The organism is Streptomyces sp. CNH189 (assembly GCF_000527195.1).
Genome location: NZ_AZUS01000002.1, coordinates 297,853 through 323,049, shown reverse-complemented (window position 1 = coordinate 323,049; position 25,197 = coordinate 297,853). Strand labels below are relative to the sequence as shown.

The following is a 25,197-nucleotide window of genomic DNA, read 5'->3' as shown; positions in this document are numbered from 1 at the left end:
CCGATCTCCCTGCCCGACGGTGTAAGGGGGTCTTCGTCAGAGGAGGCCCATGTGCACGCCGTCGGCGCATCCGGCACGCCCCGCAACTGGCTTCTGTACCGCGGGGCAGTGGTCCGCATCCGGTTCCAGGGCCGGTCCGTCCTCGTCGAGCCCCGTCCCCAGGGCACGACCGAGGGAGCCTTCCCCGCGGCCTTCGGTGACGCCGCCGTCCATGTGATCACCGCCTGCGACCCCCTCGGCCGGATCACCCCGGACGACGTCAACGCCCGTGCCCGGCGACGCCTGCTGGACGAGATCCGCCGCCTCGCCCCCCCCTCGTGGCCCGCGGTGGGCGGCGACCCGCACGGCACGCACCAGGAGGAGAGCGTCGCCGTCCTCGGCCTGACGGACGCGACGGCGCGCGCGTTGGGGCGCCGCTTCGAGCAGGACGCGGTGTTCGCCTGGACGCCTGACACCTGGCGCGTTCTGGCCTGCGACAGCGACGCGGTGACGGTTCAGGGGTGGGCGGCGTCCACGCGCCTGCCGTCGCGGGACAGGGTTACAACCTTCCCCGATCGTCGCGCGTCACAGACGCGGAAGCGGAGGTGAGGTCCCCGACCAGGGTGGACGGGCTCCCTCCTGAACATCGCACCGAAGGACGTGGACGCCATGGCCGTCCGTACCCCCTACCGCTCGCCTCGCGGGCTCACCGCCGTCGTCGCGCTGGTCGCGCTCGGGGCCGTCGGCTGTTCGGACGTGTCCGAGGCTGTCGGCAGCGCCAAGGACGGGGCGAAGAAGGCCGCGCGTCAGCGGTCCGTGTTCTCGCTGGACGTCGGGGACTGCTACAACCCGAACGGCAAGGCGGAGGGCGAGGCGTACCTCGTCGAGATCGTGCCCTGCGACGAGGCGCACCAGGGCCAGGTCGTCGGTGAGTTCGCGATCCAGCAGGGCCGGAAGTACCCCGGCGAGGACGCCGTCACGACGATCGCGGACACCCGCTGCCCGGTCGAGGCACAGAAGTACGCCCCGGACACCTGGGCCCTGCCCCAGGGCGTCGGCCTGTCCTACTACACCCCGACCGCCGAAAGCTGGGCGACGGACGACCGCCTCGTCAGCTGCACGTACAGCCTCGACAAGGGCACGTTCAAGGGCTCCCTGGACACCGCGAAGACGTTCAAGCCCGAGCAGCTCACGTACCTCAAGGGCTCCAACGCGGTGTACGAGGCCCTGTGGGCCAACCAGCCGGAGACGGACGACATCGAGGGTGACCTGGACGCCTACCAGGCGCAGGCCAAGGCCGTCGCCGCCGCCCTCGACACCCACGTCAAGGGGCTGAAGGGCGTCCCGGGCGCCCAGGTCGGCAAGCTCCGCGGGACGCTGGTCAAGGCGGCCGGCGAGTGGCGGAAGGCCGCGAACGCCGGCGACCTCGACACGTTCTACGTCGCCTACGACGCCGGGTTCACCCTCATCGACCCGAACAAGTCGGTCGCCGCCCGCAAGGAACTGGGCCTGGCCACCACCGTCCCGGCCGACGAGGCCGAGGTCTGGGCTCCCTGACCGCAGGTGACCGGGCGGCGGCCGGGCCTGTCCTGGTCGCCGCCGCCCCCTTGTCGTCGCGGCGGCGTTCAGGTCTGGCGCATCGCCGTCCCCCTGGCTCGTTCCGGCCGCCGTGTGCACGGACTCCGGACGGGCGTGATCGGTTCCGGGACGGGCGGGAGGGTCAGCCGGGCCGGCGGCGGGTACGGCGAAGGCCCGGCTCCGCGTCCGGGTGGACGGGGAGCCGGGCCCTCACTCGGTGTCCGGCGACCTCAGGCCGTCAGTGCGACCGCGGGGTCGTCGGCGCGACCTGGGGGTCGTCAGTGGGAGTGGCCGTGGCCGTGGCCACCGGCGGCCGGCTCTTCCTCTTCCTTCTTCTCGACGACCAGGGTCTCGGTCGTCAGGAGGAGGGAGGCGATGGAGGCGGCGTTCTCCAGGGCGGAGCGGGTCACCTTGACCGGGTCGATGACGCCGGCCTTGACCAGGTCGCCGTACTCGCCGGTGGCGGCGTTGTAACCGCTGCCCTTCTCCAGCTCGGCGACCTTGGAGACGATGACGTAGCCCTCGAGGCCGGCGTTCTCGGCGATCCAGCGCAGCGGCTCGACGGCGGCCTTGCGGACCACGGAGACACCGGTGGCCTCGTCGCCGGTCTTGCCGAGGTTGCCCTCGAGGACCTTGACGGCGTGGACCAGCGCGGAGCCACCACCGGAGACGATGCCCTCCTCGACCGCGGCGCGGGTCGCGGAGATGGCGTCCTCCAGACGGTGCTTCTTCTCCTTCAGCTCCACCTCGGTGGCGGCGCCGACCTTGATCACGCACACGCCGCCGGCCAGCTTCGCGAGGCGCTCCTGGAGCTTCTCGCGGTCCCAGTCGGAGTCCGTGGCCTCGATCTCGGCCTTGATCTGGCCGACGCGGCCCTGCACGTCGTCCTTCTTGCCGGCACCGTCGACGATGGTGGTGTCGTCCTTGGTGACGGTGACGCGGCGGGCGGAGCCGAGCACGTCCGGGCCGACCTGGTCGAGCTTGAGGCCGACCTCCTCGGAGACGACCGTGGCGCCGGTGAGGACGGCCATGTCCTGCAGCATCGCCTTGCGGCGGTCACCGAAGCCGGGCGCCTTGACGGCGACGGCGTTGAAGGTGCCGCGGATCTTGTTGACGACGAGGGTGGACAGGGCCTCGCCCTCGACGTCCTCGGCGATGATCAGCAGCGGCTTGGAGGCGTTGGCCTGGATGACCTTCTCCAGCAGCGGCAGCAGGTCCGCGATGGCGGAGATCTTGCCCTGCGTGATCAGGATCTGCGGCTCGTCGAGGACGGCCTCCATGCGCTCCTGGTCCGTCACGAAGTACGGCGACAGGTAGCCCTTGTCGAAGGCCATGCCCTCGGTGAAGTCCAGCTCCAGACCGAAGGTGTTGGACTCCTCGACGGTGATGACACCGTCCTTGCCGACCTTGTCCATCGCCTCGGCGATGAGCTCGCCGACCTGCTGGTCCTGGGCGGACAGCGCGGCGACCGCGGCGATGTCGGACTTCTCGTCGATCGGGCGCGCGGTCGCGAGGAGGTCCTCGGACACGGCGGCGACGGCGGCGTCGATGCCCTTCTTCAGGGCGGCCGGGGAAGCACCGGCGGCGACGTTCTTCAGGCCCTCGCGGACCAGCGCCTGGGCCAGCACGGTGGCGGTGGTGGTGCCGTCACCCGCGATGTCGTTGGTCTTGGTCGCCACCTCCTTCACCAGCTGCGCGCCGAGGTTCTCGTACGGGTCCTCGATCTCCACCTCGCGGGCGATCGTGACACCGTCATTGGTGATGGTCGGGGCGCCGAACTTCTTGTCGATGACGACGTTGCGGCCCTTGGGGCCGATCGTCACCTTCACCGTGTCGGCAAGCTTGTTGACGCCGCGCTCGAGGGCGCGACGGGCGTCCTCGTCGAACTTCAGGATCTTCGCCATGGCAGCGGGAGCCCTCTCGGAAATCTAGATGAAATCACTGCGCCCCTGGGCCACCCGGCTCCTTGTCGGATGCTGGGGCCAGGGGCGCAGTGTTCGAGCAGAAGTACTTGCTACGAGGTCGAGTTCTCCGGGGCGGGCCCCGGAGAACTCTTACTTCTCGACGATCGCGAGGACGTCGCGGGCCGAGAGGACGAGGTACTCCTCGCCGTTGTACTTGACCTCGGTGCCGCCGTACTTGCTGTACAGAACGACGTCGCCGACCTTTACGTCGAGCTCGACGCGCTTGCCGTCCTCGACGCGGCCCGGACCGATGGCCAGGACGACGCCCTCCTGGGGCTTCTCCTTGGCAGTGTCCGGAATGACCAGGCCCGAAGCCGTGGTCTGCTCGGCGTCGAGCGGCTGGACCACGATGCGGTCCTCGAGCGGCTTGATGGCAACCTTGGAGCTGGCGGTCGTCACGATCCGACCTCCCCCTTCGGAGATCTCACGGGGTTAACTGTCTGAGGTGGCGACCAGGTCGATCCGTCGTCGCGGGTGCCGGACCTGCCCGTCGCGTGTTGGCACTCTCCAGGGGGGAGTGCCAGACCTGAGACTATGACCGCGATTAGCACTCGGTCAAGCGGAGTGCCAATTGCCGTGCGGCGCGTCGGGGGGTGGGGGGCGTTCTTCGGCGCGGGGTGGTGTGGTGCCGGTGCTGGTGTGGCCGCCCCGGGGGCTGCGCCCCCGGCCCCCCTGCCCGGCCCTTCGGGCCTCGTCCTCAAGCGCCGGACGGCCTGGGAGTGGCGTCGGACGGGCCGGGAGCGGCCGGGCCGGGATGCCGGCCTACGTGGTCCTCGAGTCTGCCCACCTTCAAGTTCCGCTCGTCCAGTTCCGTCAGGAGCCGTGTCGTGCGTTCCGCGAGGGACAGGGGCGGGGCCTCGCCCGACGGTACGGAGACGATGTCGCCGGGGCGCAGCCGGTGCGGGCCGTGGGCGTACGTGAGGTGGCCGTCCGGTTCGAGGGTCACGCGCCACAGCACCACCGCCGCGATGCCGCAGTCGGCGGCGGCGCGCAGCGTGGTGGTGTCGTACGTGCCGTACGGCGGGCGGAAGAGGCGGGGGCGGATGCCGAAGCGGGACGCCAGCTTGCGCTGCTGGCCGCAGATCTGGGCGCGTTGCCCCGCGTAGGGCAGGCCGGGCAGGGCGGGGTGGTCCAGGGTGTGGTTCTGCAGGTTCGCGCCGACCGCGCGCAGGCGGGCGAAGTGGCCGTAGCCGGGGCCCATCACGCTGTCGGTGAGGAACATGCTGACGGGCAGCCTGCGCTCGCGTACCAGGTCGATGAAGCGGGGGTCGCGTTCGGCGCCGTCGTCGTAGGTGAGGAAGACGGTGCCGTCGTCGGTCGTGACGTGGTCGACGACCGGCGGGAGCGGGGCGGTGGCGGGGGCCGTCGGCGCGGCCCGGGAGGACACGTGTCCCACGCCGGCCGGCGCCGCGCACCCGGCGGCGGCGAGCAGGGCGAGGGCCGCGGGGAGGAGCCACGGAGCCCCGCGCCACCTCACAGGTAGTCCTCCAGCCTGCCCACGGCGTACCCCTCTGCCGTGACCTTGTCGAGGAAGCGGCGGATCATGTCCGGCATGGTGCCCTTCCAGTCGTCACGGCCGCGGAAGTGGGAGAGCACGATGTCACCGGGGTGGATCTTCCGGTCCCATTCGCGGTACTCCCAGTGGTCGACGAAGACCTCCTCGTTCCACAGCGGGACGTGGGTGATCCCGCAGCTCTTGGCGGCGCGCAGGGTGTTCTTGTCGTAGTTGCCGTAGGGCGGGCGGAAGAGGACCGGGCGGGTGCCGTAGTGCTCCTCGACGACGTCCTGCATGCCGCAGATCTCCCGCTTCTGCTTGGCGCGGGAGAGCGCCGGCAGGTAGGGGTGGTGGAGCGTGTGGTTGTGCAGGCTCACGCCCCGCTTCTGCATGTCCTTGAAGTAGCCGTAGTCGTCGTTGACGACGTAGTCGCTGAGGAAGGCGCTGTACGGCACCTTCAGCTCGCTCATCATCCGCAGGAACTCGGGGTCCTTCTCGGCGCCGTCGTCGATGGTGAGGAAGACGACCTTCTCCTCGACGGGGACGGTGGTGAACACCGGCGGGAGCTCCAGCCGTTCGTGACCGTCGACCTCGAACCCCTCGCGGGTGGTGATCCTCGGCTTCTTCGCCGGGGGCGGCGGCGCGGCCAGCGGGACCTTCTTCAGGCCCCAGCGCTTTGCGGCGGCGGCCCGCGCGGCCTGTGCGGCGCTCAGCTTGCCCGCGTAGGAGTCGAGTGCGCGGGCCGGGGGCGCCTGGAGGGGCTGCTGGCCGCCGGCCGGTTCGACCGGCTCGCGGTCCTGACCGCAGCCCGAGGCGAGGGCGGCGAGAGCGAGGACCGCGAGGCCGGTCCGTACACCCACCCGCGTCCACTTCTTATCGTTTTGTCCTACTACTCGCATGGGCCCGGATCCTCGCAGCCGACCGGGCCGCGCCCGGCCCGACACCGCGGCCGGAGGCACACGGTCCACCGACTGGCCCACAATGACCCGGTGAACGACCTCGCCCCGCTCTTCACCCCCGAAGGCCGCACCCTCCTCGACGAGGTGCGCGACACCGACCCCGCCCGCGAACTCGCCGTCGCGACCCGGCTGCGCCGCGAGCATCCCGCCGAGCTGGTGTCGGCGGCGCTCGGCCAGGCGCGGCTGCGGCAGCGGGCGGCGGTGAAGTTCGGGGCGGAGGACGCGGCGCGGATGTTCTTCACGCCGAACGGGGTCGAGCAGTCGACCCGCCGCAGCGTCGCCGAGTACCGGGCGCAGTGCCTGTGGGCGGCCGGGGTGCGGTCGGTCGCCGACCTGTGCTGCGGGATCGGCGGGGACGCGATCGCCGTCGCCCGTGCCGGCATCCGGGTGCTGGCCGTCGACCGGGACCCGCTGACCTGCCAGGCCGCCCGCGCCAACGCCGACGCGCTCGGGCTGGCCGGCCTGATCGAGGTGCGCGAGGCGGACGTGACGCAGGTGGACACGGCCGGATACGACGCCGTGTTCGTCGACCCGGCCCGGCGCTCCTCCAAGCGCGGCCGGATCTTCGACCCGGAGGCCTACTCCCCGCCCCTGTCCTGGGCGGTGTCCGCCGCGCTGAAGGCCCCGCGGGGTCTGCTGAAGATCGCACCCGGCATCCCGCACGAGGCGATCCCCGCCGAGGCGACGGCGGAGTGGGTCTCGGACGGCGGGGACGTGAAGGAGGCCATGCTGTGGTTCGGCTCCGGGGTGACGCCGGGGGCGCGGCGGGCGACCCTGCTGCCCGCCGTGGCCGGGATCCACGCCACCCCCGCCACCCTGCTCCCGGACCCCGGGGTCCGGCCGGTCGGGCGGTACCTGTACGAGCCCGACGGCGCCGTCATCCGCGCCCATCTGGTCGCCCAGGTGGCCGAGGAGGTCGAGGGCGGGCTGATCGACCCGACCATCGCCTACGTCACCGCCGACGACCTGCACCGCACCCCGTACGCCACCGCCTACGAGATCACCGATCACCTCCCCTTCAACGTCAAGAAGCTGAAGGCGCTGCTGCGGGAGCGCGAGGTGGGCGTCCTCACCGTCAAGAAGCGCGGCTCGGCCGTCGAGCCGGAGGAACTGCGCCGCAAGGCCCTGCCGAAGCCGCACGGCTCCGCGTCGGTCACGGTCTTCCTGACCCGTGTCGCCGGCGCACCGACGATGCTGCTGGGCCACCCGGCCCGCTGACCGGCCGGCGCGCGGCAGCTTCCGCACCCGTGCGCCGAGTCCGTCGCCGGCCGCCGCCCCACGGCACGGACACCCCCCGGCACCGCAGGGCCACCCCGACCGCCCGCCGCCCCGGACGCCCCGCACGGGAGGCGGACGCCCCGCACGCCGGACCAGTCGCCGCCCGCCGCCTCACGGCTCAGCCCCCCGCACACCGGACCGGCCCCCGAGCCCGCCCCGCGGCTCACCGCGCCGCACTGATGGCCCGCCGCCCGCCACCTCGGCCCGCGCCCCGCTGCACGCGCCGATCCCGCACGCCGGGTGCCGCCCGACAGCTCGGGCGGCACCCGGCACACCGGTCACCCCCCGAGACCCTGCGCGCGCCGTAGCAAGAGCTCCCGTTCCCGTGTGTTGCCCGCCAGCTGGGCCGCCCGCAGGAACTCCTCGCGGGCCTCGTCCGTGCGGCCGAGGCGGGCCAGGAGGTCGCCGCGGACGCTCGGCAGCAGGTGGTAGTCGCGCAGCGCCGGCACCTCGGTGAGCGCGTCCACCAGCGGAAGCGCCGCCTCCGGCCCCTCCGCCATGGAGACGGCGACCGCACGGTTGAGCTCGACCACCGGGGAGGGCGTGCGGGCGGCGAGCAGGCCGTAGAGGGCGGCGATGCGCGGCCAGTCGGTCTCCTCGTAGCGGTAGGCGTGCGCGTGACAGGCGGCGATGGCCGCCTGGAGGACGAACGGGCCCGGGGGGCCGGAGGCCACGGCGTCGGCGCGGGCCAACGCGGCCGCCCCTCGTCCGATGAGCAGGCGGTTCCAACGGGCGCGGTTCTGGTCCTTCAGCAGCACCGGTGCGCCGTCGGGGCCGGTGCGGGCGGCGGTCCGGGACGCCTGGAACTCCAGCAGCGCGGTCAGCCCGTGCACCTCGGGTTCCTTCGGCATCAGTCCGGACAGCACGCGGGCCAGCCGCAGCGCGTCCTCGCAGAGGGCGGGACGCAGCCAGTCGTCGCCGGCCGTGGCGGCGTACCCCTCGTTGAAGATCAGGTAGATGACGTCGAGGACCGAGCCGAGCCGGGCCTCGCGGTCGGGCCCGTACGGCACCTCGAAGGCGACGTTCCTGCGGGCCAGGGTGCGCTTGGCGCGCACGATGCGCTGCGCCACCGTCGGCTCGGGCACGAGGAAGGCGCGGGCGATCTCGGCCGTGGTCAGGCCGCCGAGCAACCGCAGGGTGAGGGCGGTACGGGCCTCGGCGGAGAGCGCCGGGTGGCAGGCCGTGAACACGAGCCGCAGCAGGTCGTCGTCGATGTCGTCCGGGTCGGCCGGCACCTCCGGCGGCGCCGTCACCGTGGCCGCGTCCCGGCCGATCTCGGCCAGCTTGCGGGCGTAGGTCTCGCGGCGGCGGACCAGGTCGACGGCGCGGTTGCGGGCGGTGGTCATGAGCCAGGCGCCCGGGTTGTCGGGGACCCCGTCCCGCGGCCACTGCTCCAGGGCCGCGACCAGGGCGTCCTGGGCGAGTTCCTCGGCGATGCCGACGTCCCTGACGATCCGGGTGACCCCGGCGATCACCCGGGGGAACTCCATGCGGAACACGGTCTCGACGGTCCCGGCCGCTTCCTCCGGCCGGCCCGTCCCCTCCGGTCCGCCCGTCCCGTCCGGTCCGGCGGTGGGCTGTGGTGTCACAGCCCACCATCAGACACCCGTACGGCGGTGAGGCCAAGCGGGCCCGGCGGGCCGGGACGTCAGCCCTCCTCGATCTCCCGGACCTCGCAGGTCACCGTCCAGTGCGGCTCGTGCACCTTCAGGAACCGCTTGGTCCACTCGATCGCCTCGGCACGGTCCTTGGCCTGGAGGAGGGCGTACCCGCCGATGACCTCCTTGGTCTCGGTGAACGGACCGTCGGTCACGGACAGCCGGCCGCCCTCGTAGTGCACCCGGGTGCCCTGGGCGGTCGGGGTCAGCCCGGCGGTGTCGAGCAGGACTCCGTTCTTGGTCATCTCCTCGATCAGCTCGCCCATGCGCTGCATCAGCTCGGGGCTGGGGCCGCCCTCGGGGGAGTTGTTCTCGTCGATCCGGATGAGGGAGAGATAGCGGGGCATGGTGGCTCCTCGTGGTGGGCGGGCCGGGTCTTCCCGGCCTCTCACCCCTGCGTCGAACGGCGGGGACGGGAATCGACACCGGCACGGAGATCTTTTCTCCGGTGCGCAGCCCGCGCACGTCGCCTCACTTCGGCGAGGCCCAGAGCCTGCCCACCTCCGGCTCGTCGGAGCCGACCCGATCGGGGTCCGACGGGGCAGGCAGCAGCGGCAGGGTCACCGTGGTGACGCGGTCGGCGGTCAGGCCCCGCAGACCGCGCGAAGCGGGTGCGCGCCCAGCGAGTCCAGGCCGGTGTCGGTGGTGAGGCCGGCGGTGGCGGCGTCGGCGACCTCGCCACACGACCGGACCGGACTCCTGGCCGGACCGGGCTCCCTGCCGGACCGGACTCCCCGCCGGAACGGGCCCCCGGGCCGGAACGGGCCCCCGCGCCGGGTCAGGCCCTCGCGGGCGGGGCCGTGCTGCTGCGCACCACCAGGCTGGTCGCCAGCTCCACCCGGGTCGCCGTGGAGCTGTCCTCGCCCTTGCCGAGGTCGAGGACCAGCTTGGCCGCCGCCTCCGCCATCTCCGTCAGCGGCTGCCGCACGGTCGTCAGCGGCGGCCCCACCCAGCGGGCCACCGGCAGGTCGTCGAACCCGACCACGCTCAGGTCCTCCGGAATCCGCAGCCCCAGCTCGCGCGCCGCCTCGTACAGCCCGAGCGCCTGGAGGTCGTTGCCGGCGAAGACCGCGGTGGGCCGGTCCGCGCGGCGCAGCAGGGCGAGACCCTGCTGGTAGCCGGCGTCGTGGTGGAAGTCGCCGGAGACGATCAGCTCCGGATCGACCGGCAGCCCGGCGGTGTCCAGGGCGGCCCGGTACCCGTCGACGCGGGCCCGGCTGCACATCATCCGTGAGGGACCGCTGATCGCCCCGATGCGGGTGTGGCCGAGCTCGACCAGATGCCGGGTGGCGGCGAGGCCGCCCTGCCAGTTGGTCGCGCCGATGGAGGGCACGTCGGTGCCCGGGTCACCGGCCGGGTCCATGACCACGAACGGGATGGAACGGCTGGTCAGCAGCGCCCGGCCGGACTCGTCGAGGCCGGACAGCACGAGGATCACGCCGTGCGGACGACGGGCGGCCACCTGGTCGGCCCAGGTGCGGCCGGGCGTAAGACGTCCGGCGCTCTCGGAGAGCACGACGCTCAGCCCGGCGTCCCGGGCGACGTTCTCCACGCCCCGGATGACCTCCATCGCCCAGGCGCTCTCCAGCTCGTGGAAGACCAGGTCGATCAGGGGCGACCGGGTCGCCTCGGCGCGACGGCGCCGGTAGCCGTGGGTGCGCAGCAGCTCCTCGACCCGGGAGCGGGTGCCGGGGGCGACGTCGGCACGGCCGTTGAGCACCTTCGAAACAGTCGGCGCGGAGACACCCGCCTCGCGGGCGATCTCGGCGAGCGTCGCGGTCTGCGAGCTGCGCCCGTTGGTCCGGGTCTCAGCGGGCTGCGGAGAAGTCATGGCGGCGATCGTATCTCCGCGAGGCCCGACGGCGAAGACCTGTGACCGTCCGGAACATTCGAAACGTATGACGAAAGATTCGCCTCCTCGCGGGCGCACACGCCTCGCCGCCCCGCCCGTCGGCCCGCCCGCCGCTCCGGTCACACGCTCCCGAGCGACTCGAACCGCCACCGGTGGACCGCCCGCGCGACCAGCGTGCTCTCCGGCTCCGGGAGCTCGGGGAGTTCCGCGTCGTACGGGGCCTTCCACCAGGTGATGACGAGGACGCGGTCCTGCGGGGCGCGGAAGGTCTCGCGGCGCACCGGGCGCCGGGGCAGTTCCCGGGCCCGCTCCTCGGCCCAGGCGAGCAGGTCCGCGCCCCGGCCCGGCACCGCGCGGGCCTCCCACATCAGCGCGACCGTCATGAGTACAGGTTCTCCCCCGAGGTCTCGTGGACGTGGTCGTGGGAGGGGGCGGTGCCCGGCACGTGCGGGTCGGTCACCGGGAGGGAGGAGTCCGCCGAGAGGTCCCAGTCGGAGGGCCGGCGGTTACGCGCGACCATCTCCGCGCCGAGGGCCGCCACCATCGCGCCGTTGTCCGTGCACAGCTTGGGGCGCGGCACCCGCAGCCGGATGCCGGCCGCCTCGCAGCGCTCCTGGGCCAGCGCCCGCAGCCGGGAGTTGGCGGCCACGCCGCCGCCGATCATCAGGTGGTCGACACCCTCGTCCTTGCAGGCCCGCACGGCCTTGCGGGTGAGCACGTCCACGACCGCCTCCTGGAAGGACGCCGACACGTCACGCACCGGCACCTCCTCGCCCGCCGCACGCTTCGCCTCGATCCAGCGGGCCACGGCCGTCTTCAGACCGGAGAAGGAGAAGTCGTACGCCGGGTCGCGCGGGCCGGTGAGGCCGCGCGGGAACGCGATCGCGGCCGGGTCGCCCTCACGGGCGTACCGGTCGATGACGGGGCCGCCGGGGAATCCGAGGTTCAGCACACGGGCGATCTTGTCGAAGGCCTCGCCCGCCGCGTCGTCGATGGTCGCGCCGAGCGGCCGCACGTCCGAGGTGATGTCCTCGGACAGCAGCAGCGAGGAGTGGCCGCCGGACACCAGCAGGGCCATCGTCGGCTCGGGCAGCGGCCCGTGCTCCAGCTGGTCGACGCAGATGTGCGAGGCGAGGTGATTGACCCCGTAGAGCGGCTTGCCGAGGGCGTAGGCGTAGGCCTTGGCGGCGGAGACGCCGACCAGCAGCGCGCCGGCCAGGCCCGGTCCCGCGGTGACGGCGATGCCGTCGAGGTCGCGGGCGCCGACCCCCGCCTCCTTCAGCGCGCGGTCGATGGTGGGGACCATCGCCTCCAGGTGGGCGCGGCTCGCCACCTCCGGGACGACGCCGCCGAAGCGTGCGTGCTCGTCGACGCTGGAGGCGACGGCGTCCGCCAGCAGGGTGGTCCCGCGGACGACACCGACGCCGGTCTCGTCGCAGGAGGTCTCGATCCCCAGTACCAGGGGTTCGTCAGCCATGGATCTCGGTTCCTTGTACGCCGTTCACGGAATGGTCCGGGGTCACGGAGGCGGACGGGTCGGTCAAGCGCATGACCAGCGCGTCCACGTTGCCCGGCTGGTAGTAGCCGCGCCGGACTCCGATGGCCTCGAAGCCGAAGCGTTCGTAGAGCTTCTGGGCGCGGACGTTGTCGACGCGGCACTCGAGCATCACCTCGGCGCACTCGAACTCCGTCGCCGCGCGCAGCAGCTCGGTCAGCAGCCGCGAGCCGAGCCCGGTGCCCCAGTAATCGCGGGTGACCGCGATGGTCTGGACGTCGGCGGCCGGGGAGTCACCGGCGTCGCCCTCCGCGCCGGAGGTGGTGAGGCCGGCGTAGCCGACGATCCGGTCGCCCTCCTCGGCGACGACGTAACGCCGGGTCGCCCCGGGCCCGCGGGCGTGGGCCAGCTCGGACCAGAACATCCCGCGCGACCAGGCGTCCTCGGGGAAGAGGTCCCGTTCCAGCTCCAGCACGGAGTCGATGTCCCACCAGCGCATCTCGCGCAGTACGACCGTCTCGGTTCCCGTCACTTGGGGGTGACCACCTTGTAGTTCTTGGGGACCTGGGCATCGGGCCGCCGCAGGTACAGCGGCCGGGGCGCGGGCAGCTCCTCGCCCGCCGCCAGCCGCTCCGCGGCCAGCCGGGCCAGGGCGGCGGCGCTGACGTGCTCCGGCTCGTGCGCCTTGGGGAAGGTGTCCGGGTACAGCAGCGCGCCGGCGCCCACCGCGGGCAGCCCCGCGACCTGGCCGGCGATGTCGGCGGGCCGGTCCACGGCCGGGTCGGTGAGGCGGGTGCGGGAGTCGGCGTACCGCGCCCAGTAGACCTCCTTGCGCCGGGCGTCGGTCGCCACGACGAAGGGGCCCTCCAGGTCGGCCGCGTAGGCCAGGCCGTCCAGCGTGCACACACCGTGCACGGGCACGCCGAGGGCGAGTCCGAAGGTGTCGGCGGTCATCAGGCCGACCCGCAGGCCGGTGTAGGGGCCGGGACCGATGCCGGCCACGATCCCGGTGACGGCGTCGAGCCGCAGACCGGCCTCGGCGAGCAACCGGTCGACGGCCGGGAGCAGCAGTTCACCGTGGCGGCGGGCGTCCACCTGGCTCGACGAGGCGATGACGTCGTCGCCGTCGTGCAGAGCGACGGTGACGGCGGGGGTGGCGGTATCCAGAGCGAGCAAGAGCACGCAAACAGCCTACGGCTCCCGCGCCCCGGCCACGGCCGCACCGGCCGGACGGTCACGGACTGCTACGGTCGCGTCACGTCCATGCAGGACGGGACAGAGCGGGACACACCGGGACAGGGGTGACGGCGATGGCGGGGACCAGCTCGATGATCGTGGCGGGGCTGACCGCGGCGGCCCTCGCGACGGTCGGCTACCTCGGCCACCGCGCGGCGGACACCGTCCCGCCGGACCTGCGTCACCGGTCGGCGGGCTCCCCGGCCCCCGCGCCCACGGCGCCCCGGGGCGACACCCGCGCGACCGCGCTGCCCCCGCGCTCGGGGCTGGGCCAGCGCGTCGTCTACTCGCTCCGGCACGACCGGGTGTGGCTGGTGGACAGGGGCGACAAGGTGCGGCGCACCTTCGGGGTCAGCCCCAGCACGGTCGACCCGGCGCCGGGCACCTACCGGGTCACGTCCCGGTCGGGGTCGGTCACCGGCTCGGACGGCGTGCCGGTGGAGCACGTGGTGCGTTTCGCCGCCGTCGACGGCACGGTGATCGGGTTCAGCGCGGCGGTCGACGGCTCGGCGCCCGTCCTGGACCCGCGGGAACGCACAGGCGGGATCCGGGAGACACGGGCGGACGGCGCGGCGATGTGGAAGTTCGCGACGATCGGCCGGGCGGTCGTCGTCGTGCCCTGAGCGCTCAGGCGGCCTCGCGGTGCCGGCGCACCGGTTCCTGCCGCCGCGGCTCGGGGGCGGGCGGCGGGGTGGAGACCGCCGCGGCCGCCGCGCAGGCGGCGAGCAGGTCCCGCATGGGCACCCCGGGGACCGTCTGCGGCCGCGGTGCGGATTCACGCGCGCTGTGGGTGGCCGGCATGGACGCCTCCTGAGAGTCGGGGGCGGACGTGGTTAGGCATGCCTAACCACGAGCTGGATACCATGTGACCACGCCGGACACGCCGGGCGCAACACTGTGCCGACACCTTGTCGGAAACCGGGACGCGGGCCCGTCCGCTCAGGTGGACAGCACGCTCAGGCGGACAGCACGCTCAGCTCGGCTCCGGCCCAGCGCTCGCCCAGACCGCGCACGGTCACGTGCCGCACCTCGTCCGTGGTGTCGCCGACCGCCCGGTGGATGACGACGTGCAGCCGGTCCTCGGTCAGCTCCTCGACCTTGCCCTCGCCCCACTCCACGACGACCACCGACTCCGGCAGCGAGACGTCGAGGTCCAGGTCCTCCATCTCGTCGAGGCCCCCGGACAGCCGGTAGGCGTCGACGTGCACCAGCGGCGGGCCGTCGCCCAGCGAGGGGTGCACCCGGGCGATGACGAACGTCGGCGAGGTCACCGCGCCCCGCACGCCCAGCCCTTCGCCGAGCCCGCGGGTCAGCGTCGTCTTGCCGGCCCCGAGCTCACCGGAGAGCAGCACGAGGTCACCCGCGCGCAGCAGCTTGGCGAGCCTGCGCCCGAGGTCGCGCATCTGCTCGGGGGAGGTGACGGTCAGTTCAGCCGGGGTCTGCGGTACTGCTGCTTCCATAGCCACCCACGGTAGCCCCTGAGGGCACCGCGCCCGCGCGCACGAGCAGGTCGGCGAGGCGGTCGGTCACCTGCTCGGGGTGCTCCAGCATCACCAAGTGTCCGGCGTCGGGCACCATCACCAGCTCCGCGTCCGGGAGCAGGTCGGCGATGGCCTCGCTGTGCTCACTGGGAGTGACCAGGTCCCCCACCCCGGCGAGCACCAGCACCGGCAGTCCGACGAAGTGAGCCAGTGCCTCCGCCTTGTCGTGGCCGTCGAACGCCGGGTAGTACTCGGCCACCACGTCGATCGGCGTCGACTCGATCATCCGCTCGGCGAACCGCGCGACGGCGGGATCGACATCCCTCGAAGCGAACGAGTACCGCTTGACGACCCCGGCGAACAGGTCGGCCGTCGCCCGCCGCCCCTTCTCCACCAGCTCGGCCCGCTGCCCCAGCGCCTTCAGCACCCCGGGCAACACCCGCCGCACCGCGTTGACCCCCGCCACCGGCAGCCCGAAGTTGACCTCCCCCAGCCGCCCCGACGACGTGCCGACCAGGGCGACACCCACACACCGCTCCCGGATCAGCTCCGGGAACCGGTCGGCGAGCGCCATCACCGTCATCCCGCCCATGGAATGCCCGACCAGCACCAGCGGGCCGTCAGGAGCGGCGGTGTCGATGACGGCCTTCAGATCACGCCCGAGCTGCTCGATGGTCACCGGCTCCCCGCGCTCCACCTGCGCGGCGCCCCGCGCGGACCGCCCGTGGCTGCGCTGGTCCCAGTGCACGGTCCGCACCACACCCCGCAGCGCGGCCCGCTGGAAGTGCCACGAATCCTGGTTGAGGCAGTAGCCATGGCTGAACACCACCGTCACCGGCGCCGGCGCCCGCCGCCCGAACAACCGCCGCTTACGCCCGTCCTGGCCCTCGGGCTCGACCTCGTCGACCTCGAAGTACAACTCGGTGCCGTCGTCCGCGTACGCCTTGCCGGGCGTACCCCGCAGGGACCCGTACGGCCCCGCCGAGTCGAGGACCAGCCGGGCCTTGCGGCGCATGCCCCGGCCGACCGTCATCCGCTCGATGGCCACCCCGGCGGCGGCCCCGGTGGCCAGCACGCCTATCGCGAGGCCCGCGACACCGGTGGCCCGGCGCCACCCCCCGGCGGACGCGGCCGTCACGGCCTGCGTACTGCTCTCGCTCACGTACCGCTCCTCTTCCCCTATCCCCACGCAGGGCGCTTACCCGCTCTGTTGCCCGTTCACATGAACACGCGGGACGCGGGTTCCGATCCGGGTGACGATCTCGTACGCGATGGTCCCGGACGCCTGCGCCCAGTCCTCCGCGGTGGGCTCACCCCGGTCACCGGGACCGAACAGGATCGCCTCGGCACCCGGCCCGGGCTCGTCCCCGCCCAGGTCCACGACGAACTGGTCCATCGCGACCCGCCCGGCGACGGTCCGCCACTTGCCCTCGACGAGCACGGGCCCGGCGGACGAGGCGTGCCGCGGAATGCCGTCCGCGTACCCGAGGGGCACCAGCCCCAGGGTGGTCTCACCGGGGGTCACGTAGTGGTGGCCGTAACTGACCCCGTGGCCACCCGGCACGTGCTTCACCAGCGACAACGACGCCGACAGGGTCATCGCCGGCCGGAGCCCCAGCTCCTGCGGCGTGCCGATCCCGGGGCTGGGCGAGACGCCGTACAGCGCGATGCCGGGCCGCACCAGATCGAAGTGGCTCTCCGGCAACGTCAACGTGGCGGGCGAATTGGCGATGTGCCGCACCTCGGGCTCGACACCCTGCGCCTCGGCGTACGCCACCATCTCCCGGAACTGCGACAGCTGAGGGCCGATGGACGGATGCCCCGGCTCGTCGGCACACGCGAAGTGCGACCACAGTCCGGTCACCCGCAGCAGCCCCTCGGCCTGGGCACGCACCGCGGCCGCGACCAGCTCGGGCCAGTCGCGGGGCTGGCAGCCGGCCCGCCCGAGCCCGGTGTCCGCCTTGAGCTGCACCCTTGCGGGCCGTCCGGCGAGACGGGCGGCCCGGGTGACCTCGTCCAGCGCCCACAGCCCGCTCACGGAGACGTCGACGTCCGCCTCGATCGCCTCACGCCAGGGCCCGCCTGGCGTCCAGAGCCAGCACATGACGCGGACGTCGTCCGGCACACCGGCGCCGGGCGCGCGCAGCGCGAGCGCCTCCTGCGGTGTGGCGGTGCCCAGCCAGGTCGCCCCGGCGGCGACGGCCGCGCGGGCGCAGGGGGCGGCGCCGTGCCCGTACCCGTCGGCCTTGACGACGGCCATCAGGGCGGCGTGGGGGGCGCGGTCGCGGAGGGTGCGGACGTTGGCCCGCACGGCGGCCAGGTCGATCACGGCACGGGCCCGCAGTTCCGCGCCGGGCGGGGCAACTGTCTCTTTCATCCCGCACAGTGTCTCAGAGCGCCCGCGCTCCCCTCTTGCACCGGGGGTACGGCACTTGTCATCACGTGCCCCATCAGCACCCGCCCGCACGGGTGCCGCCGGGCCCTCTCCCGCGGACGTCCCCCCAGCTCACCGGGCGCGGCTGCGGACGGTCACCTGACCGTGCCCCCCACAACCACCCGGCGCGGACGGTCACCTGATTGTGCCCCCACACACAACCACCCGGCGCGGCTGCGGGCCGGGTGGAGCCTGCGCACCCCGGCGCTTACGGGGCGCCGCCGCGCCCACCCGTGCCGCCCCAGGCGGCACGACTGCCCGCAGTGGGCGGGGGGGCCTGCCGACCAGGCCCCCGCACCGCCCGCCGGGCCGCGGAGCCGTGGGGAGCCGTGAGGCGCCTGAAGGGCGAAGGCCCGCCACGACGTCGGTGGGGGCCGCGTACGGCGGGGNGGGGACGGGGTGGGGGTGGGCGCCCGCAGCGGCTGGCGCGTCAACACCCCACACCCCACAAGCACGCTTCATCGCGCCAGACCGAGGACGACCACCCCCACCCCGGCCACGCACCACCACCCCACCCTGGGCGCTACGCCCGCCCCCACCGGACAGAACCCTGCGCCGCAGGCGTCCTACCCCAGCACCACACTCCGCCAGGCCTCCGCGATCCGCCCCGCCACGTCCTCAGCGGTCACCGGCGCCCCCTCCGCCGCGAACCGCCCCGCCAACCCGTGCAGATACGCCGCCACACTCCCCGCGTCCACCGCCGACAACCCCGCCGCCAGCAACGACCCCCCGAGCCCCGACAGCACGTCCCCGCTCCCCGCCGTGGCCAGCCACGGCGTCCCCGTCGGATTCACCCGCACCACACCAGCACCGTCACCAGCACCGTCACCCCCCGCAGAAGCGACCAACGTCGTCGACCCCTTCAACAGCACCGTCGCCCCGTACCGCCCCGCCAACTCCCGCACCGCGGCCAGCCTCCCCGCCTCCACCTCCTCCCGCTCGACACCGAGCAGCGCCGCCGCCTCCCCCGCGTGCGGCGTCATCAGCGTCGGCGCCCGGCGCCCCCGCACCGCCCCCACCTCCGCCAGCCTCAACCCGTCCGCGTCGATCAGCACCGGCACGTCCGCCGCCAGCACCTCCCCCACCGTCGCCGCGTCGTCACCCGCCCCCGGCCCGACCACCCACGCCTGCACCCGCCCCGCGTGCTTCGGCCCCCGGTCCGACACCAGCGTCTCGGGATGACGGGCGATCACGGCCTCCCCCGCCGGCCCGACGTACCGCACCGCCCCGGCCCCTCCCCGCAACGCCCCCGCCACCGCCAGCACCGCGGCCCCCGGATAGCGCGCGGACCCGGCCGCGACCCCCACCACCCCGCGCCGGTACTTGTCGCTCTCGGCCGCCGGCACCGGCAGCAACCGCGCCACGTCCGCATGCTGCAACGCCTCGACCCGCGCCTCGACCCGCCCCTCTCCCTGGCCCCGCTCACCCACCTCCAGCCCGATGTCGACGAGCCGCACCGCCCCCGCGTACTCCCGGGCCGGATCGATCAGCAGCCCCGGCTTGTACGCACCGAAGGTCACCGTCAGATCCGCCCGCAGCGCCCTCCCCCGCACCTCCCCGGTGTCCGCGTCCACCCCGCTCGGCAGATCGACGGCAACGACGACCCCCCGCCCCCGCTCGGCGGCCTCCGCGAGCGGCACCGCGTCCGGCCGCAGCCCACCCTTCCCCCCGATCCCGACGATCCCGTCGACGACAAGATCGGCTTGCTCGACAGCGCCGATCCCACCCCCGGCGTCCACCACACGCCCGCCCGCCCGCAGCAGAGCCGCGAGGCCACTCGAGTGGGCCCGCCCAGGTGCCAGCAGCACCGCCCGCACCCCGGCCCCCCGCCGGGCGAGCCGCGCCCCGGCGTACAGGGCGTCACCCCCGTTGTCGCCGCTCCCCACCAGCAGCACCACCCGGCTGCCGTAGACCCGCCCGGACACCCGCCCCAGCACGTCCGCGCACACCACGGCGAGCCCCGCCGCGGCGCGCTGCATCAGTGCGCCCTCCGGCAGCCGCGCCATCAGTTCCCGCTCCGCCGCCCTGACCGTCTCCACACCGTAAGCAGTCCGCATACAACCGAGTTTCCCCCGGGACCTGCTCCCGTCACGGACCCACCGCACCAGACGCACAACACGTAGCGGGGTGCGGCACCCGAAGGCACCGCACCCCGCTACGAAAACCCACTACGAAACCCGCTACGAGAGCCCGCGGCGAAAAGCCGCCCCCGCACCGCGCCTCAGTTGGTGGCGAGCATCCCCGCCCGCAGCCGCTTCAGCGTCCGCGACAGCAGCCGCGACACGTGCATCTGCGAGCAGCCCAGCCGCTCACCGATCTCCGCCTGCGTCAGCTCCTCCACGAACCGCCAGTGCACGATCTTCCGCTCGCGCTCGTCCAGCTCGGCGATCATCGGGGCGAGGGCGTGGAAGTCCTCGACCAGCCCCAGCGCCGCGTCCTCGGCGCCGATGAAGTCCGCGAGGACGCTCTCGCCGTCGGGCTCGCTGCCGATGGCGGCGTCCAGCGACGCCGAGTTGTAGCCGTTGGCAGCCAGCCGGGCCTCGTTGACCTCGGCCTCGGTCAGGCTCATCAGCTGCGCGAGCTCGGCGGTGGTGGGCGTACGACCCAGGCGGCTGCGCAGTTCCTCGGTGGCACGGGCGAGCTGCACCCGGGCCTCCTGGAGCCGGCGCGGGACGTGCACGGACCACGACGTGTCGCGGAAGAAACGCTTGATCTCGCCGACGATGTAGGGAATCGCGAAGGAGGTGAACTCGACCTCGCGGGACAGCTCGAACCGGTCGATGGCCTTGATCAGTCCGATCATGCCGACCTGGACGATGTCCTCCATCTCCTCCGGTCCGCGGCTGCGGAACCGGCCGGCCGCGTAGCGGACCAGGGACATGTTCATCTCGATCAGCGTGTTGCGCGCGTACTGGTACTCGTGCGTACCTTCTTCCAGCTCCGTGAGCCGCCGGAAGAACTGCCGGGACAGTTCACGCGCGTCCTGCGGCGCCACCTGGCCGGGATCCGCGACCTCCGGCAGCTCGGTCACGCTCTGCGCCTGGTCCGTCCGCGCCATTGTCGACGTCACAGTGAAACCCTCCCTATGTGTGCCCCCGCTCCATCCGGCTCCCCGCATGTACCCCCGTCCGGGCTAAGCACGCACCTCATTCTCAGAAAATCTCTCAGCCTTCCGCGATCACGACGGCGGAGGCCACCCCGGCGTCGTGGCTCAGCGACACGTGCCAGGAGCGCACACCGAGCTGTTCCGCCCGGGCGGCGACGGTGCCCTTGACCCTCAGCCGGGGCTGCCCGCTGTCCTCGCACCACACCTCGGCGTCGGTCCAGTACAGCCCGGCGGGCGCGCCGAGCGCCTTGGCCAGCGCCTCCTTGGCGGCGAACCGGGCCGCCAGGGAGGCGACGCCGCGCCGCTCCCCGCCGGGCAGCAGCAGCTCGCTCTCCACGAAGAGCCGCCTGGCCAGCCCTGGCGTGCGTTCCAGCGACGCGGCGAACCGCTCGATCTCGGCGACGTCGATCCCGACTCCGATGATGCTCATGCGGGCACCCTAATTCCGCGGGCCCCGCGGCCTGCCGCCCCCATCCGCTACTCGACGGTCACGGACTTGGCGAGGTTCCGCGGCTGGTCGACCTCGTTGCCGCGGGCGGTCGCCAGCTCACAGGCGAACACCTGCAACGGCACCGTGGCCACCAGCGGCTGCAGCAGCGTCGGTGTGACCGGGATGCGGATCAGATGGTCGGCGTACGGGACGACCGCCTCGTCCCCTTCCTCCGCGACCACGATGGTGCGGGCGCCGCGCGCCCGGATCTCCTGGATGTTGGAGACGATCTTGTCGTGCAGCACGGACCGTCCGCGCGGCGACGGCACCACGACCACCACCGGCAGGTCGTCCTCGATCAGGGCGATCGGCCCGTGCTTCAGCTCACCCGCCGCGAAGCCCTCGGCGTGCATATAGGCGAGTTCCTTGAGCTTCAGCGCGCCCTCCAGCGCCACCGGGTAGCCGACGTGCCGGCCCAGGAACAGCACCGTGTTCTTCTCCGCCAGGGACCGCGCGAGCCGGCGCACCGGCTCCATGGTCTCCAGGACCCGGTCGACGGAGTCGGCGATCGAGGCGAGGTCCCGCACCACCGCGCGGATCTCGTCGGCGTACTTGGTCCCGCGCACCTGCCCCAAGTACAACGCGACCAGATAGCACGCGACCAGCTGCGTCAGAAAAGCCTTCGTCGACGCGACCGCGACCTCCGGACCGGCGTGCGTGTAGAGGACGGCGTCCGACTCCCGCGGGATGGTCGACCCGTTGGTGTTGCAGATGGCCAGCACCTTGGCACCCTGCTCCCGGGCGTGCCGCAGCGCCATCAGCGTGTCCATGGTCTCGCCGGACTGGGAGATGGCGACGACCAGGGTCTGCTGGTCCATGATCGGGTCGCGGTAGCGGAACTCGCTCGCCAGTTCCACCTCGCACGGCACCCGCGTCCAGTGCTCGATGGCGTACTTGGCGATGAGCCCGGCGTGGAAGGCGGTGCCGCAGGCGACGATGACGACCTTGTCCACCTCGCGCAGCACGTTCGCCGGGATGCGGACCTCGTCCAGGGTGAGCGAACCGGACCCGTCGATGCGGCCGAGCAGGGTGTCGGCGACCGCCTTCGGCTGTTCGGCGATCTCCTTGAGCATGAAGTAGTCGTAGCCGCCCTTCTCGGCGGCGGAGGCGTCCCAGTCGACGTGGTACTCACGGACGTCGGCCGGGGCCCCGGCGAAGTCCGTCACCGTCACCGCGTCCCGGCGCAGTTCGACGACCTGGTCCTGTCCCAGCTCGATCGCCTCGCGGGTGTGCGCGATGAACGCGGCGACGTCGGAGGCGAGGAACGTCTCCCCTTCCCCGACCCCCACGACCAGCGGCGAGTTGCGGCGCGCGCCGACGACCACGTCGGGCTCGTCGGCGTGCACGGCGACGAGGGTGAAGGCGCCCTCCAGCCGCCGGCACACCAGCCGCATGGCCTCCGCGAGGTCGGCGCAGGCGGAGTACTCCTCGGCGAGCAGATGGGCGACGACCTCGGTGTCGGTCTCGGAGCTCAGTTCGTGCCCGCGCTCGGTCAACTCCTCGCGCAGGGCGGCGAAGTTCTCGATGATGCCGTTGTGGACGACGGCGACCCGGCCCGCGTTGTCCAGGTGCGGGTGGGCGTTGGCGTCGGTCGGCCCGCCGTGGGTGGCCCACCGGGTGTGCCCGATCCCGGTCGTCCCGGCCGGCAGGGGCCGCTCGCTCAGCTCCTTCGCCAGGTTGACCAGCTTCCCGGCCCGCTTCGCCGTGGCCAGTCCGCCGTCGGCCTGCACGGCGACGCCCGCCGAGTCGTAGCCCCGGTACTCGAGTCGCTTCAGTCCGGCCGTCACGACGTCGAGCGCCGACTGCGGCCCCACATAACCCACGATTCCGCACATGAGCGGCAGCCTACGGTCCGTCAGTCGCCGGAAACGGCCTCCGCGTGCCCGAAATCGGAAATTCCCACCGGTGCACGAGGCACCGGTGCGAGAAGTTCCGCGTCAGCCGAGCTTGCCGGCCTGGGCGGCGACGACATCGGCCGGGACCTCGAAGTCCTTGCCGGTAACCATGGACGCGAGGTTCACGGCGCTGAAGGTGACCACGGTCGAGCCCTTGCGCACGACGACGATCTTGGCGGGAGCCTTGACGCCCTCCTCGGCGGCGACGGTCAGCGTGACGGCGGCACCCTCGTCGCCGCCCTCGGGCGCGTCGCCGGTGGCGACCTTCGCGACGTCCAGCGGCTCGCCGACGACGGTGGCCTTGAACCCGCCCGCGCACTTCTCGGCCGCCGTGACGACGCCCTTCACGGCCTGCTCGGCGCCGTCGCCGTCGTAGGAGGCGAGGTTGATGAGCATCTTCTCGGTGTCCAGCGCGGCCAGCAGCGCGTCCTCGGGCTTGGTGTCCGCGGACGGCTTCACCGGGTCGCCGGTCCAGGACCGCTTCACGGACGCGGCCGGCTCACCCTGGGCCACGCCGGCCTGGGCGTGCGCCAGCGGCAGGCAGGCGGCGTCCTTCGTCTCCACCTTCTCGGCGGCGATGTCGTCCGTCGCGGGGAGCTTGGTGGCGACCTTGCCGCTCTTGACGTCCGCCTGCGTGAGGGCGGCCTTCTCCAGCTCGGCGGCGGTGAGCGCCTTGGCCGGGGCGGCGGAGGAGGCGGTGGGCGCCGCCTTGCCCTTGCCCTCGTCGGCCTTGTCCTGGTCGTCGCCGGAACCGCCGCAGGCGGTGACGAGCAGGGCCAGCGCGGCGGCGGAGGCGGCGAGCGCGGTGCGACGGACGGAACTGGTTCTCACGGAGGAACTCTTTCTCGAAGGTGCGGAGTGATGATCCGCATCACGTGCGCGCACTCTAAACACAGCTGCTTCACAGTTGATCATCGGGCCCCCCACGGAATCCCGGCGTGACACAGCCCACCTGTCGCCGCGGTCGAACTCCGTTAACAATGGACTGTGATCTCTCCGGTCTCCTCGATGCCCCGGAGCGCCCACCGGCAGCGGCCGGAGGCGACTCCCTACCTCGACCTCACGCGTTCCGAGTGGAGCGCGTTGCGGGACAAGACGCCGCTGCCGCTGACGGCGGCGGAGGTCGAACAGCTGCGTGGTCTCGGCGACGTCATCGACCTCGACGAGGTGCGGGACATCTATCTGCCGTTGTCCCGGCTGCTCAACCTCTACGTCCGTGCCACCGACGGCCTGCGGGGGGCGCTCAACACGTTCCTCGGCGAGAAGGGCTCCCAGTCGGGCACGCCCTTCGTCATAGGGGTCGCCGGTTCCGTCGCCGTCGGCAAGTCCACGGTGGCCCGGCTGCTGCAGGCGCTGCTGTCCCGCTGGCCGGAGCACCCACGGGTGGAACTGGTCACCACGGACGGCTTCCTGCTGCCCACGAAGGAACTCCAGGCGCGCGGCCTGATGTCGCGGAAGGGGTTCCCCGAGTCCTACGACCGCCGCGCGCTGACGCGGTTCGTCGCCGACATCAAGGCGGGCAAGGCCGAAGTCACCGCCCCCGTTTACTCCCACCTCATCTACGACATCGTCCCGGACGAGAAGCTCACGGTGCGGCGGCCGGACATCCTGATCGTCGAGGGCCTCAACGTCCTGCAGCCGGCCCTTCCCGGCAAGGACGGCCGCACCCGCGTCGGTCTCGCCGACTACTTCGACTTCAGCGTGTACGTCGACGCCCGGACCGAGGACATCGAGCAGTGGTACCTGAACCGGTTCCGCAAGCTGCGGGGCACGGCGTTCCAGGACCCGTCCTCGTACTTCCGGAAGTACACGCAGGTGTCCGAGGAGGAGGCGCTGGACTACGCCGGCACGATGTGGCGGACCATCAACAAGCCGAACCTCGTCGAGAACATCGCCCCTACGCGGGGCCGGGCGACGCTGGTGCTGCGCAAGGGCCCGGACCACAAGGTCCAACGCCTGAGCCTCCGCAAGCTGTAGGTGTCGCCGGGGGGCGCTGCACACCTGGCGCCCCCACGAGCACCCGGCGCGGGTGCGGGCCCCTCGGGGGGCTGCGCACCCCGGCGCGTAGGCGCGTACCCGGCGTCGGTGCGGGTCGCCGGGTAAGTCCGCGCACCCCGGCGCCAGACGCATACCCGGCGCGGGAGCGGGCCGGGGGGAGTCCGCGCACCCCGGCGCCGACGGGGTGCCGCCGCGCCCACCCGTGCCGCCCAGGCGGCACGACTGCCCGCAGTTGGCGGCAGCTTGCTGCCGCCGTCCGCCCGCGCGCCCGTGGCGAAGGGTGATGGCCCGCCACGGCG

General features: G+C 73.1%; 25 protein-coding genes. 5 read left to right on the top strand and 20 right to left on the bottom strand.

Annotation, left to right across the window (positions count from 1 at the left end; translation table 11 throughout):
- The first annotated feature begins 51 nt into the window (after positions 1-51).
- Both B100_RS0104445 and B100_RS0104440 read left to right on the top strand, forming a co-directional pair.
- Complete coding sequence (locus B100_RS0104445; protein WP_024883239.1) at positions 52-588, top strand: DUF3293 domain-containing protein; 537 nt, start codon at positions 52-54, stop codon at positions 586-588.
- 60 nt (positions 589-648) lie between these two features.
- Entirely contained in the window at positions 649-1,536 is an 888-nt protein-coding gene (locus B100_RS0104440; protein ID WP_024883238.1) for a septum formation family protein, read from the top strand.
- A gap of 299 nt (positions 1,537-1,835) precedes the next feature.
- On the opposite strand, the gene groL is transcribed toward B100_RS0104440, so the two are convergent.
- The 4 genes from groL to B100_RS0104420 all read right to left on the bottom strand — a co-directional run bounded on the left by groL (position 1,836) and on the right by B100_RS0104420 (position 5,915).
- Complete coding sequence (gene groL, locus B100_RS0104435) at positions 1,836-3,461, bottom strand: chaperonin GroEL (RefSeq protein WP_024883237.1); 1,626 nt, start codon at positions 3,459-3,461, stop codon at positions 1,836-1,838.
- Positions 3,462-3,611: 150 nt separating this feature from the next.
- Complete coding sequence (gene groES / locus B100_RS0104430) at positions 3,612-3,920, bottom strand: co-chaperone GroES (protein ID WP_024883236.1); 309 nt, start codon at positions 3,918-3,920, stop codon at positions 3,612-3,614.
- A gap of 298 nt (positions 3,921-4,218) precedes the next feature.
- The gene (locus B100_RS33650) at positions 4,219-4,998 is read right to left on the bottom strand and encodes a polysaccharide deacetylase family protein (RefSeq protein WP_037722417.1); all 780 of its coding nucleotides are present in this window, start codon (positions 4,996-4,998) and stop codon (positions 4,219-4,221) included.
- Positions 4,995-5,915, bottom strand: coding sequence for a polysaccharide deacetylase family protein (locus B100_RS0104420; RefSeq protein WP_024883235.1), 921 nt, complete (start codon positions 5,913-5,915; stop codon positions 4,995-4,997). Before B100_RS0104420 ends, B100_RS33650 begins: the two co-directional genes overlap by 4 nt.
- Before the next feature lie 90 nt (positions 5,916-6,005).
- Between B100_RS0104420 and B100_RS0104415 the strand changes: the two genes are divergently transcribed.
- Positions 6,006-7,193 carry a THUMP-like domain-containing protein gene (locus B100_RS0104415; protein WP_024883234.1) on the top strand — a complete coding sequence of 396 codons (1,188 nt, stop codon included), beginning with the start codon at positions 6,006-6,008 and terminating at the stop codon, positions 7,191-7,193.
- 338 nt (positions 7,194-7,531) lie between these two features.
- Here B100_RS0104415 and B100_RS0104410 read toward each other — a convergent pair whose 3' ends face one another.
- From B100_RS0104410 to tsaB, 7 genes are all read right to left on the bottom strand, one after another.
- Positions 7,532-8,842 (bottom strand): sigma-70 family RNA polymerase sigma factor, encoded by a 1,311-nt coding sequence (locus B100_RS0104410; protein WP_024883233.1) that lies wholly within the window; start codon positions 8,840-8,842, stop codon positions 7,532-7,534.
- Between the two features lie 59 nt (positions 8,843-8,901).
- Entirely contained in the window at positions 8,902-9,258 is a 357-nt protein-coding gene (locus tag B100_RS0104405) for a YciI family protein (RefSeq protein ID WP_024883232.1), read from the bottom strand.
- Between the two features lie 431 nt (positions 9,259-9,689).
- Entirely contained in the window at positions 9,690-10,742 is a 1,053-nt protein-coding gene (locus tag B100_RS0104400) for a LacI family DNA-binding transcriptional regulator (protein WP_024883231.1), read from the bottom strand.
- 140 nt (positions 10,743-10,882) lie between these two features.
- A complete protein-coding gene (locus B100_RS0104395; RefSeq protein WP_024883230.1) occupies positions 10,883-11,146 on the bottom strand; it encodes a hypothetical protein in 264 nt (87 codons plus the stop codon).
- Positions 11,143-12,240, bottom strand: coding sequence for a tRNA (adenosine(37)-N6)-threonylcarbamoyltransferase complex transferase subunit TsaD (gene tsaD / locus B100_RS0104390; RefSeq protein ID WP_024883229.1), 1,098 nt, complete (start codon positions 12,238-12,240; stop codon positions 11,143-11,145). Before tsaD ends, B100_RS0104395 begins: the two co-directional genes overlap by 4 nt.
- Positions 12,233-12,790: a ribosomal protein S18-alanine N-acetyltransferase gene (gene rimI / locus B100_RS0104385; protein ID WP_024883228.1), complete on the bottom strand. Its 558-nt coding sequence runs from the start codon at positions 12,788-12,790 to the stop codon at positions 12,233-12,235. The genes tsaD and rimI overlap by 8 nt, the downstream gene beginning before the upstream one ends.
- Positions 12,787-13,440, bottom strand: coding sequence for a tRNA (adenosine(37)-N6)-threonylcarbamoyltransferase complex dimerization subunit type 1 TsaB (tsaB, locus tag B100_RS0104380; RefSeq protein WP_024883227.1), 654 nt, complete (start codon positions 13,438-13,440; stop codon positions 12,787-12,789). The genes rimI and tsaB overlap by 4 nt, the downstream gene beginning before the upstream one ends.
- 128 nt (positions 13,441-13,568) lie before the next feature.
- On the opposite strand from tsaB, the gene B100_RS0104375 reads away from it, so the two are divergent.
- Entirely contained in the window at positions 13,569-14,117 is a 549-nt protein-coding gene (locus tag B100_RS0104375; protein WP_024883226.1) for a hypothetical protein, read from the top strand.
- A 4-nt stretch (positions 14,118-14,121) separates the two neighbouring features.
- Here B100_RS0104375 and B100_RS37190 read toward each other — a convergent pair whose 3' ends face one another.
- From B100_RS37190 to B100_RS0104330, 9 genes are all read right to left on the bottom strand, one after another.
- Positions 14,122-14,295, bottom strand: a complete 174-nt coding sequence (locus tag B100_RS37190) for a hypothetical protein (RefSeq protein ID WP_199785209.1) — start codon at positions 14,293-14,295, stop codon at positions 14,122-14,124.
- Positions 14,296-14,450: 155 nt separating this feature from the next.
- Positions 14,451-14,954: a tRNA (adenosine(37)-N6)-threonylcarbamoyltransferase complex ATPase subunit type 1 TsaE gene (tsaE, locus tag B100_RS0104365; protein ID WP_024883225.1), complete on the bottom strand. Its 504-nt coding sequence runs from the start codon at positions 14,952-14,954 to the stop codon at positions 14,451-14,453.
- Positions 14,923-16,137: an alpha/beta fold hydrolase gene (locus tag B100_RS0104360; protein WP_024883224.1), complete on the bottom strand. Its 1,215-nt coding sequence runs from the start codon at positions 16,135-16,137 to the stop codon at positions 14,923-14,925. The genes tsaE and B100_RS0104360 overlap by 32 nt, the downstream gene beginning before the upstream one ends.
- Before the next feature lie 36 nt (positions 16,138-16,173).
- Positions 16,174-17,352, bottom strand: coding sequence for an alanine racemase (alr, locus tag B100_RS0104355; RefSeq protein ID WP_024883223.1), 1,179 nt, complete (start codon positions 17,350-17,352; stop codon positions 16,174-16,176).
- Between the two features lie 623 nt (positions 17,353-17,975).
- Positions 17,976-19,466 (bottom strand): bifunctional ADP-dependent NAD(P)H-hydrate dehydratase/NAD(P)H-hydrate epimerase, encoded by a 1,491-nt coding sequence (locus B100_RS0104350; RefSeq protein WP_024883222.1) that lies wholly within the window; start codon positions 19,464-19,466, stop codon positions 17,976-17,978.
- A 164-nt stretch (positions 19,467-19,630) separates the two neighbouring features.
- The gene (locus B100_RS0104345; RefSeq protein WP_037722414.1) at positions 19,631-20,467 is read right to left on the bottom strand and encodes an RNA polymerase sigma factor SigF; all 837 of its coding nucleotides are present in this window, start codon (positions 20,465-20,467) and stop codon (positions 19,631-19,633) included.
- 106 nt (positions 20,468-20,573) lie between these two features.
- Positions 20,574-20,945 carry a holo-ACP synthase gene (locus B100_RS0104340; protein ID WP_024883220.1) on the bottom strand — a complete coding sequence of 124 codons (372 nt, stop codon included), beginning with the start codon at positions 20,943-20,945 and terminating at the stop codon, positions 20,574-20,576.
- 47 nt (positions 20,946-20,992) lie between these two features.
- Positions 20,993-22,840 carry a glutamine--fructose-6-phosphate transaminase (isomerizing) gene (gene glmS, locus B100_RS0104335; protein ID WP_024883219.1) on the bottom strand — a complete coding sequence of 616 codons (1,848 nt, stop codon included), beginning with the start codon at positions 22,838-22,840 and terminating at the stop codon, positions 20,993-20,995.
- Positions 22,841-22,942: 102 nt separating this feature from the next.
- Entirely contained in the window at positions 22,943-23,731 is a 789-nt protein-coding gene (locus tag B100_RS0104330; RefSeq protein ID WP_024883218.1) for a hypothetical protein, read from the bottom strand.
- 177 nt (positions 23,732-23,908) lie between these two features.
- On the opposite strand from B100_RS0104330, the gene coaA reads away from it, so the two are divergent.
- Positions 23,909-24,877, top strand: coding sequence for a type I pantothenate kinase (coaA, locus tag B100_RS0104325; protein WP_037722413.1), 969 nt, complete (start codon positions 23,909-23,911; stop codon positions 24,875-24,877).
- The last annotated feature ends 320 nt before the right edge of the window (positions 24,878-25,197 follow it).